The organism is Pontibacter sp. HJ8, from assembly GCF_054824225.1.
Map to the genome: position 1 here is coordinate 1 of NZ_JSYF01000266.1, position 9,874 is coordinate 9,874.

The 9,874-nt window shown below is 51.6% G+C and carries 8 protein-coding genes; 2 read left to right on the forward strand and 6 right to left on the reverse strand.

Annotated elements, in window-relative coordinates; genetic code table 11:
• Window positions 1–267: 267 nt before the first annotated feature.
• Window positions 268–1,542, reverse strand: a complete 1,275-nt coding sequence (serS, locus tag OB13_RS12400; RefSeq protein ID WP_461490484.1) for a serine--tRNA ligase — start codon at window positions 1,540–1,542, stop codon at window positions 268–270.
• Between the two features lie 283 nt (window positions 1,543–1,825).
• Between serS and rho the strand changes: the two genes are divergently transcribed.
• Entirely contained in the window at window positions 1,826–3,694 is a 1,869-nt protein-coding gene (rho, locus tag OB13_RS12405; RefSeq protein ID WP_461490485.1) for a transcription termination factor Rho, read from the forward strand.
• A gap of 202 nt (window positions 3,695–3,896) precedes the next feature.
• Here rho and OB13_RS12410 read toward each other — a convergent pair whose 3' ends face one another.
• From OB13_RS12410 to OB13_RS12430, 5 genes are all read right to left on the reverse strand, one after another.
• Window positions 3,897–4,370, reverse strand: coding sequence for a hypothetical protein (locus OB13_RS12410; protein ID WP_461490486.1), 474 nt, complete (start codon window positions 4,368–4,370; stop codon window positions 3,897–3,899).
• Between the two features lie 68 nt (window positions 4,371–4,438).
• Complete coding sequence (locus tag OB13_RS12415) at window positions 4,439–5,335, reverse strand: UbiA family prenyltransferase (RefSeq protein ID WP_461490487.1); 897 nt, start codon at window positions 5,333–5,335, stop codon at window positions 4,439–4,441.
• Between the two features lie 109 nt (window positions 5,336–5,444).
• A complete protein-coding gene (locus OB13_RS12420) occupies window positions 5,445–6,227 on the reverse strand; it encodes a class I SAM-dependent methyltransferase (protein ID WP_461490488.1) in 783 nt (260 codons plus the stop codon).
• A 51-nt stretch (window positions 6,228–6,278) separates the two neighbouring features.
• Window positions 6,279–6,734: a YciI family protein gene (locus tag OB13_RS12425; RefSeq protein WP_461490489.1), complete on the reverse strand. Its 456-nt coding sequence runs from the start codon at window positions 6,732–6,734 to the stop codon at window positions 6,279–6,281.
• A gap of 58 nt (window positions 6,735–6,792) precedes the next feature.
• Window positions 6,793–7,296: a hypothetical protein gene (locus tag OB13_RS12430; RefSeq protein ID WP_461490490.1), complete on the reverse strand. Its 504-nt coding sequence runs from the start codon at window positions 7,294–7,296 to the stop codon at window positions 6,793–6,795.
• Between the two features lie 198 nt (window positions 7,297–7,494).
• Between OB13_RS12430 and OB13_RS12435 the strand changes: the two genes are divergently transcribed.
• Complete coding sequence (locus tag OB13_RS12435; RefSeq protein WP_461490491.1) at window positions 7,495–9,822, forward strand: penicillin-binding protein 1A; 2,328 nt, start codon at window positions 7,495–7,497, stop codon at window positions 9,820–9,822.
• Window positions 9,823–9,874 lie beyond the last annotated feature (52 nt).

Consider the following 9,874-nt stretch of genomic DNA (forward strand, 5'->3'; position numbering starts at 1 on the left):
GAAGTACAAAATCAAAAATCAATACCAGGCATACCTGGAGCAGTACGGGTAGGTTTTAAGATGTGAAGATTTGAAGATGAGGAGATTTGAAGATTGATAAAATTGAACGGCTTTGTCGTGTCCGGTGTATTTAAACTCCTCAATTTTCAATAACTAACCTGTATACCTGCTGTACCTAAACAGAAAAGCCGCTGATGACTTCAGCGGCTTTTCTGTTTAGGTATGGAGAATCATCTCCACATCTTCAAATCTCCTCATCTCCAAATTTTAAGAGATCTTCTCGAAGCCCAAGTATGGGTGCAGCACTTTGGGCATGTTGATGCCATCCGGTGTCTGGTTGTTTTCCAGGATAGCGGCCACGATACGTGGCAAGGCCAGCGCGCTGCCGTTGAGCGTATGCAGCAACTGTGTTTTACCGGACTCCGTTCTGGCGCGCAGTTTCAGGCGGTTAGCCTGGTAGGTTTCAAAGTTTGAAGCAGAGCTGACTTCCAGCCAGCGGCCCTGGGCAGTGGAGTATACCTCCATGTCATAGGTAAGGGCTGACGTGAAGCCCATGTCGCCACCGCAAAGGCGCAGCACCCGGTAGGGCAGCTCCAGTTTCTGTAACAGGCCTTGTATGTAGCTGCTCATTTCTTCGAGCGCCTCATAAGATTTTTCGGGCAGCGTAATCTGTACAATTTCTACCTTGTCAAACTGGTGCAATCGGTTGAGGCCGCGCACGTCTGCTCCCCAGGAACCTGCCTCCCGGCGGAAACACGGCGTATGGCCGGCATTTTTGATCGGCAGCTGCTCTGCCGGCACGATCACATCCCGGTAGATGTTGGTAATGGGTACTTCGGCCGTCGGGATCAGGTATAGGTTGTCTTCGGTGGCGTGGTACATTTGCCCGTCTTTGTCAGGCAGCTGGCCAGTGCCATAGCCGGAAGCTTCGTTTACCAGTATAGGCGGCTGCACTTCCATGTAGCCGGCCTTGATGGCCTCGTCCAAAAAGAAATTGATAAGGGCGCGCTGCAGGCGGGCTCCCTGCTTTTTATAAACCGGAAATCCTGCTCCCGAAATCTTGTTGCCCAGTTCAAAGTCAATGATGTCGTACTTCTGGATCAGCTCCCAATGCGGCTGCGCGCCTGCGTGCAATTCCGGAATATTTCCGTGTTGCAGAACTACTTCGTTGTCTTCTGGTGTTTTACCTGTAGGAACACTTTCGTGGGGCAGGTTTGGCAGCTTGTACAGCGCTTTTTGTATTTGTTCCTCGATCGAGGACAACTGATCGGCTAATGTTTTGGTTTGTTGCTTCAGCTCCGAAGTTTCTGCCTTGTACGCGTCCGCTTTTTCACGGTCACCGCTTTTCATCAGTATACCAATCTCTTTGGAGATTGTATTGGCTCTTGCCTGCAGTTCGTCGTGTTGGTTTTGTATCTGCCGGCGCTGTTGATCCAGCTCCACCAGTGAAGCAACTTCTTCGGCTGCGTTTTTGTAGTTTTTCTTGTTCAAGCCAGCCACTACCAGGTCTGTTTGCTCTCTTAAAACGGTTAGCTGTAGCATAGTTCAGGGTTATGTAGAGATGCAAAAATATACTTTTTTAGGTAGTTAGCGGCATTTCCGAAATCTTTTAAGCTAATTCTGAAACATTTTCAACAAAAACAACGCTAATATTTGTTAATTAATTGCCATTGCAATAACATTGCAGTACAATTTGAAGAAGGCCCTTTCCTGAGCCTCACAAACTCTATCGCAACCTATTCTTTTTCCTAAATTAACTAGATGCTCTCGCTGCGTTCGCAAACTGCGCACCTGGCAGGTAAATTAAACTACCATACCATTATTTATGTACAAAATTGAAGAATTGAAAGATCGGCTTCTTTCAGAGCTCAAGGAAATTGCTGAAGATCTTGGCGTTAAGAATTTTAAAAAGCTTAGCAAGCAAGAAATTGTATACAAGATCCTTGATCAGCAAGCTATTACCCCTCCCGAAAAATTATCAAAAAAGATCAGAACCTCCTCTCCTCGACCTGCCGTCCCCGGCGATACCGAAGCTACCCAACGCATAGAGACAGTTGAAGAAGAGCCAGTAGCTGAAACTGTTGCGGCTCCGGCCGTAGCCGAAATCAAACCTGCCCGTGAGGAGGTAGCACGCAGAGAAGCCCCGGCACCCGCTTTTGTGCAGGCGCCTGCCCCGGCTAAAGACCACGGGCCACAAAACGGCCCACAGAATACGCAGAAAGAACGTGTACAGCCGCGCCGCGATAGCCGCAATGAAGTTGGCGTGCGTGAACAACGTGCCGAGCGCCCAGAAAGAAATGAGAACCGCTCAGACGCAAGAGAAGCAGGTAACCGCAACGAGAACCGCTCTGAGGGAAGAGAAGCAGGTAATAGAAACGATAACAACCGCGCTGAAGGAAGACCTGAAATAGGTAACCGCAGCGATAGCCGTGTGGATGGCAGAGAGCAGCCGCAGCGGGCGGAAGTAGGCAACCGAAGCGATAACCGCACTGATGCCAACCGTAGTAATGGTGATAATTTCCAGCGCCGCAACAACCAGCCGGCACAAGCCGCTGCCAGCAGCAGCAACTTCAGGGAGTTTGACGGAATAATCCTAAACGAAGGGGTTTTGGAGCTGATGCAGGATGGCTACGGTTTCCTGCGTTCCACGCACTACAACTACCTGGCATCACCAGATGATATTTATGTGTCTCCTTCCCAGATCAAACTTTTCGGTCTGAAGACAGGTGATACGGTTAAAGGGCAGATCCGTCCGCCGAAAGAAGGCGAGAAGTATTTTGCCCTCTTGAAAGTAGAGACTGTGAACGGCCGTACCACGGAAGAGATTCGGGACCGTATCCCGTTCCAGCACCTGACGCCGCTTTTCCCGGAAGAGCGTCTCAAACTGACAACCAAGCCCAGCCTGATGTCTACCCGTATACTGGACCTGTTTGCCCCAATCGGTAAAGGTCAGCGTGGTATGATCGTGGCGCAGCCTAAAACAGGTAAGACCGTGTTGCTGAAAGAGATCGCCAATGCCATCTCTGAAAACCATCCGGAAGTATACCTGATGATCCTGCTCATCGACGAGCGTCCGGAAGAAGTAACCGACATGGCGCGCAGCGTGAAAGCAGAAGTGATCGCATCTACCTTTGATGAGACGGCCGAGCGCCACGTAAAAGTAGCCAGCATTGTACTCGACAAAGCGAAGCGTATGGTAGAGTGCGGACACGATGTGGTTATCCTGCTGGATTCTATCACGCGTCTGGCCCGCGCTTACAACACGGTGGTTCCTTCGTCTGGCAAGATCCTGTCAGGTGGTGTGGATGCCAACGCCTTGCACAAGCCGAAGCGTTTCTTCGGTGCTGCCCGTAACGTAGAGAACGGTGGTTCTTTGACCATCATCGCTACTGCCCTGATCGACACAGGTTCTAAAATGGATGAGGTGATTTTTGAAGAATTCAAAGGTACCGGCAACATGGAACTTCAGCTGGATCGTAAACTGGCCAACCGAAGAATCTACCCGGCGATCGACGTTCCTGCTTCCGGAACCCGCCGCGAAGACCTGCTCATGGACAGAGACGAATTGAACCGTATCTGGATTCTGCGCAAGTTTATGTCCGATATGAATTCGGTAGAAGCCATGGAATTCCTGAAAGACAGAATGGTAGGAACCAAGAGCAACGAGGAGTTCCTGATCTCAATGAACGGATAAGGTTAGTCCTTTAAATAAAACAAACGGGCCCCATTGCTGCAAAGCGATGGGGCCCGTTTGTTTTTGGTTGAATTGCTGATTGCTTATTGTTGCGGTTTACGTTTAGGACAATGGGATTTGCCCTCGCTTGCTTATGGTATAGAGGCTATCCCTAACCATTGAATATTTTAAAATTTCCTGAATCAACAATCAACAATTTAACCTAACTCCAAAACGCATAATCCGGCTTCAGGAGCAGGTAGAAGGTATAGGTGGCAACGATGCCAAAAATAATATGGGCGAAGATAAGGGTAACCAGGTAGGTGCGTAGCGCAATGATGGGCGGCCTCGGGTGCACCAGAAAAAACAGGTACCAGAGGAACATGGCCGTAAGCCCGTGTGCCAGACCAAAAAGCAAGCCCCACGATGCTGTCGTAAGCCCTACACCGGAGTCCCAGAGCGCCAGGTAAAACAACGCGAACACAATACCCACAGCATAATGCGCCAGGGTGCCGATAACCTTTGTACTCGGCGCCTCAGACAGACTGCCATCCGGGTGTGTGCGGTTGGTCAGCATCGTTCCCAGAATCCTGATCACTTTCATAACACGGTGCGTAGCCAGGGAGAGCAGGTATAGGAAGGCTGTCATGGCGGCAGTGGCGGCCAGTCCGGCCACGATGGCGTAGAGAAATTTCATAGAGCAGACGATTTTTGAGTTGTATACGAAATCCTGACAGGGAGTTATAGCTCCTGTAAATCTGTTAGTTACAAGGAACGCAGCACGATCATCGCTATAAAAGCCAGGCTGATGCAAAGCGAAGACAATTTGTTCATCTGCATGGTGTTCTCAAAGTTAACTTCAAGCGGATTTTTCTGCGACCTGAGCACCCACCTCGTGAAAAAGAGTACAATTGGCGCCGTACAAACCAGGAAGATGAGTATGTTCAGTAACTGACCGGTAACCAGGTATAACCACATCAGCAAGGCGGCTCCGAGGCCGAGGCTGCAGGCTGCAAAAAGGAAAGTACCACTTATACCCAAGAGCAGGCTGAGCGTTCTGTCGCCCCGCCGGCTGTCTTCCCCGTGCTGGTAGATCTGGGTGAGGGGATAAGAGCCGCATAAAAAAAGAGTGCTCACCAGGGCATACCACACCTGGGGCGTTTGCAGCACTTCCTGCAGTTCCAGGCCGGCGCCTACCTGCACCATCGCAAAGGTAAATGCCCCCTGAAAGACCGTCACCACAGCTGTACTGAGGATCGGGTACTTTTTGAGCCGTATGCCTTTGTAACTGTAAGCTTTCGACACAAACAGGTATAGGGCAACCATTGCGGCAAAGAGCGGCGAGAGGAAGAAGCAAAGCACAACAGCGGCTACATCAAAACATACCACCAGGTATAGCAGCTCCCGTGTCACTTTGGGCGGTTGTTTCAGGCCGCCAATGCTGCCTTCGTCGCGGTCGTGGTAGGAGTTGTAGCCGTTGCTGGCCGGGTATACTAGCAGGTGCAGAATCACAAATACCGCAATCGCCTTCGGGATGCTATACCCGGAGAGGGTGCTAAGGGCAAACCAGTACACAGGCATCAGGTATACCGAAAACGGAATACGCATCAGCGTCAGCGCGCTGCTATACTTTCCGGTTACAGGTAGGACGACGGGTTTCAAGTTTATAATTGCTTTATTGTTAAACTGTTCAATTGTTGATAAGCTGAAACAGCATATAGTATAAACTTGGCCAAACTCAAAACCATTTAACAATGTAGCCATTTAACAATTAATTCGGATACCCGATCAGGTAGATCACTTGTTTCCCAAGTCCTTTGCCCACTATACCGGTGCGCCAGGTATAGCCCGGTGCCTGTACCTGCGCAACTAATCCTTCCAGCATCCGGGGATGGTATATCCGGAAAAGGGAAACTGTGCCATCCCACAAAATGCCGATCGGTATTAGTGGAATAAGGTATGTGAAAAACAGTCTGCTGAACTTAAAGGGCCGGATAAATGGCGTCACGATCAGGATGATGAAAGGGAAGGTCAGCCAGAAGACCAGTAACTCCAGCCAGCTTTTTCCGCTCCCTTCGAATATACCGATGAGCGCCCGCTTGTCTGCCGCGTCCTGCAGTATGGCGGTTGCCTGTTGTGGCCGGAAATGGTGAAAGGAAGAGAAGATCGTACGGACGCCGGTCACACCAGCTGGTACAGCCGTGGCATCAACGGGCTGGGGTATATAATCGATCAGGCCACCGGATTGGGTACGCAGGTACTCGTAGGCTTCGGTGTTGGGGTAGAGATCGGAGAGGGTCACCTGTACCGGCTGCCCCATCTGCTGGCTCAGCGCCTCGCGTATACCGGCTATACCTCCGCCGGCACCGGAGCAAAGGTCTGTGATATAGGATTGTCCGCTGCGCTGTAAGAGTTCCTGCAGCAAAGGTATAGCCGGGCCATAAGCTCCCAGCTTCGAGATCATAAAGCGAAGGAAATCGAGCATACCTTGCCGGATGACGTGCGGAAACCAGGGCAGGTCTTCAAACTCGAAAAGGTGGAGGCGTACGTTCAAAGGCAGCAGCGGATTATACCTCCGCATACTGTCTTGTGTACCGAAAGGTTGCTAGGGAAGCTTTGTGCCGCGCTGGCTCATCCAGGGGTGCAGTTCCAGGATCAGTTTGCCGGCTTTCACAGCAGGATCAGCCTCTGTCAGTGCCCTGGCTTCTTCCAGCGAAGCGACATCGAAGATAAAAATACCCCGCAGGTCGCCATTGTCCAGAAACGGGCCGGCCATGACCAACTTGCCGTCGGCGGCGATCTGCCGGATATGGGCCATGTGTGCCCGCTGTATGCCATTCACCTCGGCTGTGTCGGTCGGCTGGTAAGGACCTCGCTTCAGCAAGGCCATGTAGTAGGTTTTCATCTCCGGAGCCTCGGCGCCGGATTCAGGTTTTTTCTGAGCAGCCTTGGCAGGCGCTTTTTTGGTAGCAGGTTTTGCTTTGGTTTGCGCCTGTGCGGCTATACCCAGGCAAAGGCTCAGCACCAGGGTGAGCAGGGTCGTTTGCAGAAATTTTTTCATCCGGAAATTTTTAGTTCTGAAGGTATAGGAGATGCCACAGGTATAGAAAAAGTAACGCTTAGAGTAAACCTGCCGCACCGGCCCCGATGCTGAAGTTGTCGCCGGTGTTGCTGAACAGTTGCCAGTACTCCTGCTGCGGTTTCGCTAGGTCAGGCGAGATCAGGAGGCGGTCGCCGTTTACGAAGACCAGCTCGAGGCCGAACTCATTTTTAAATTCCACGGTCTCTATAGCCAGTGCCTGAGAGCTGATCACCAGTCCCTGCAGGCGTTGATCGCGTAGGTTGGCACCGGGTACTTTCCAGTCAAATTTAAGGGAGGGCATGCCCGGCTCACGCTTGCGCATGAAGACGTCGCTGTGCTTGATCACTTCCCCGTTGGATTCCCGGAGCTGCCACGGACAGTTGACGGCCAGGGTATAGGCGCCTACATCCAGTATGAGTCCCTGGCTGGTGGTATAGCTGGTTTTGCCAAAGTGGAAGTACTGTACCAGTTCGTTTCGGGTCGTCTTGGTAAGCGGCAGTCCTTTTATCTTGTCAAATGCGGCCTGTAGTTGCTGTTGCATGGTGGTGAGAAGGTAGAGTAAAGCATGAACCTGTGCACAAAGATAGCAGGTGCTACCAAAGTTATGACAGCTATCGGGCAGCTCTGGCTAAGTTTTATGTGTTTCTGGAAAAGTATTTGTACACAAAAGGTATATTTGCAGTAATTTAGATAGAAGCGTATAGCCATTTTTCGGGTGCACAACCCTGACCATATTAGCATGCTGCAAGAGCAAGAACAAGTAAAAGAACCAAAGAAAAAGAGGTCGGTATACAAACAGATTATCGGTTTTAGCTGGAAAATATTTTTGCTGGGACTGACCGTTGCTACCGTATACCTGGTGAGTGTGGAGTATAATTTCTTCTACCTCTTCGGCTCCTCCCCAAGCCTGGACAAGCTGGAAAATCCACGCAGTGACCAGGCCTCGGAACTGTATACCGTGGATGGCAAACTGATCGGAAAATACTTCCGCGAAAACCGCAGCCCGGTCAGCTACCAGGAAATGTCGCCTACGCTGATCAAAGCGCTGATCGCCACGGAAGATGCCCGCTTTTATGAGCACTCCGGCATCGATCCGGCGGCGCTTTTTGGTGCGCTTTATGATAACCTGCGCGGCGAAAGCCGGGGAGGCAGCACCATTACGCAGCAGCTGGCCAAAAACCTCTACAAAACCCGAACAGACGACTCCAAAGGAGTACTGGGGCATATCCCGGGCCTTAACATCATCATCTCCAAAACCAAAGAATGGCTCACGGCCATCAAGCTGGAGCAGCGCTATACCAAAGAGGAAATTCTGGCGATGTATCTTAACACGGTCGATTTTGGCAGTAACTCGTTTGGTATACAGGTCGCTTCCAAAACGTTCTTCAGCACCTCACCGGATAGTCTGAAGACCGAACAGGCGGCCGTTTTGGTGGGCCTGCTCAAAGCTCCGACCTATTACAGCCCACGCTTTAACCCGGAGAACGCTACCCGCCGGCGCAATACGGTGCTGGTCCAGATGGCCAAGTACGGGTACCTGCCGCAGGCAGCAGCCGACTCGCTGAGCAAGCTCCCCCTCGTGCTCGATTACCGTGTGGAAAACCACTATGATGGGCCGGCTACTTACTTCCGCGGTGCGGTGGCCGACTTTATGAAGGAATGGTGCAAGCAGAACGGGTATGACCTGTACCGCGATGGGCTCAAGGTATACACCACCATCGATTCCCGCATACAGGCGCATGCAGAGGCCTCCATGGAGCAGCAAATGCGCACCCTGCAACGCCGCTTTGACAACCACTGGAAAGGCAAGAATCCCTGGGTAGATGAAAAGAACAAAGAGATCCCCGGCTTCATAGAAGAGACCATCAAACGAACGGATTATTACAAGCGCCTCAAGAAAAAGCATGGCGACAACGTGGCCGCTATTAACAAAGAACTGAACACGCCGCGTGAAATGATGGTGTTTACCTGGGATAACCCGGAGCGCGAAAAGAAGATGACAATGTCTCCGCTGGACTCGCTACGCTACTACAAGCGTTTCCTGCACGGTGGAATGATGACGATGGACCCTTACACCGGCCATATCAAAGCATGGGTGGGCGGTATCAATTACAAGTACTTTAAGTACGACCACGTGAAACAGGCGCGCCGGCAGCCGGGCTCTACTTTCAAGCCTTTTGTGTATGCAGCCGCCATTGACAACGGCTATTCCCCCTGCGACAAGATCGTAGACAGGCCCATCACGATCAACTATGTAGAGAAAGGGGAGAAGAAAAGCTGGTCCCCGACCAATGCCGACTGGGTATACACCGGCGCCCCGATGACCTTGCGGCGTGCCATGGGTAAATCGGTCAACTCGATAACAGCTCAGTTGACGGAACTGGTAGGTTGGGAAACGGTGGTAGATTATGCCCATCGCCTGGGCATCAGCAGCCCGCTTGACAAAGTTCCTTCGATTGGCCTGGGGCCAAGCGATGTGACGGTATATGAAATGGTAGGAGCCTACAGCACGTTCCCCAACCAGGGCTTCTATACTACGCCGGCTTTCATCACGCGCATAGAGGACCGCAACGGAAACATCATTCACCAGTTTACGCCGGAGCAGAAGAAGGTGCTGCGCGAAGAGACCGCTTTCCTGATGATGCACATGCTCAAAGGCGGCATGGAAGAACCAGGCGGTACCTCGCAGGCCCTTTGGGAATACGACCTCTGGAAAGGCAATGAGATTGGCGGCAAAACGGGTACCACTTCCAACCACTCCGACGGCTGGTTTATGGGCGTGAGCAAAGACCTGGTGACAGGCGTATGGGTAGGAGGAGAGGACCGCAGCATTCACTTCCGCACCTCCAGCTTGGGCGAAGGCTCCAAAACGGCCCTGCCTGTGTACGGGCTTTATATGGAGCGTCTCTACGAAGACACCCAGCTTGGCATCACCCGGGGGCGCTTTCCGGGGCCTACCGTGAAGATCAGCAAGAAGTATAACTGTACCACCGTGTTGCCGAAAGCAGTAGAGACAGATTCGACAGCACTCGATATACCCATTCTGGATCTGAGCGATATGTTCTAGCTCTCAGAAGAACCTGTAAAAAGCAGAAGCGCCGGCTAACATGTTAGCCGGC

What these genes read in the sequence shown, in the direction of transcription:
- OB13_RS12435 (WP_461490491.1), top strand. Translation starts at nt 7,495, where the DNA reads ATGCTGCAAGAGCAAGAACAAGTAAAAGAACCAAAGAAAAAGAGGTCG.
- rho (WP_461490485.1), top strand. Translation starts at nt 1,826, where the DNA reads ATGTACAAAATTGAAGAATTGAAAGATCGGCTTCTTTCAGAGCTCAAG.
- OB13_RS12430 (WP_461490490.1), bottom strand. Translation starts at nt 7,296, where the DNA reads ATGCAACAGCAACTACAGGCCGCATTTGACAAGATAAAAGGACTGCCG.
- OB13_RS12410 (WP_461490486.1), bottom strand. Translation starts at nt 4,370, where the DNA reads ATGAAATTTCTCTACGCCATCGTGGCCGGACTGGCCGCCACTGCCGCC.
- serS (WP_461490484.1), bottom strand. Translation starts at nt 1,542, where the DNA reads ATGCTACAGCTAACCGTTTTAAGAGAGCAAACAGACCTGGTAGTGGCT.
- OB13_RS12425 (WP_461490489.1), bottom strand. Translation starts at nt 6,734, where the DNA reads ATGAAAAAATTTCTGCAAACGACCCTGCTCACCCTGGTGCTGAGCCTT.